Annotated in this window: 1 protein-coding gene; it reads left to right on the top strand. The window is 47.0% G+C overall.

Annotated features, from left to right (window positions below):
- Positions 1-372, top strand: a 372-nt coding sequence (locus ACFQ3Q_RS14070; RefSeq protein ID WP_380746927.1) for an HYR-like domain-containing protein, incomplete at both ends; no start/stop codon positions are given.

The following is a 372-nucleotide window of genomic DNA, read 5'->3' as shown; positions in this document are numbered from 1 at the left end:
ACAGTAACAGGGCAGTGTAACGCAACGGTGAGCAATGTACCAACCGCTACCGATAACTGTAACGGAAGCATCAACGGTACAACCACTGATCCGCTTTCCTATTCAAACCAGGGAACCTATACCATTGTATGGACCTTTACAGATTCTGAAGGAAACTCTTCCACACAGAACCAGACCGTAATTATAGATGATACTACTGCGCCGGTGGCCGATGCAGCAAGCCTGCCAACAGTAACAGGGCAATGTAACGCAACAGTGAGCAATGTACCAACCGCTACCGATAACTGTAACGGAAGCATCAACGGTACAACCACTGATCCGCTTTCCTATTCAAACCAGGGAACCTATACTATTGTATGGACCTTTACAGAC

It is taken from the genome of Salegentibacter chungangensis (assembly GCF_042678405.1).
Classification (GTDB): domain Bacteria; phylum Bacteroidota; class Bacteroidia; order Flavobacteriales; family Flavobacteriaceae; genus Salegentibacter_A; species Salegentibacter_A chungangensis.
Note: the sequence above shows the minus strand (reverse complement) of the source record. Positions and strands in the feature narration are given on the sequence as shown.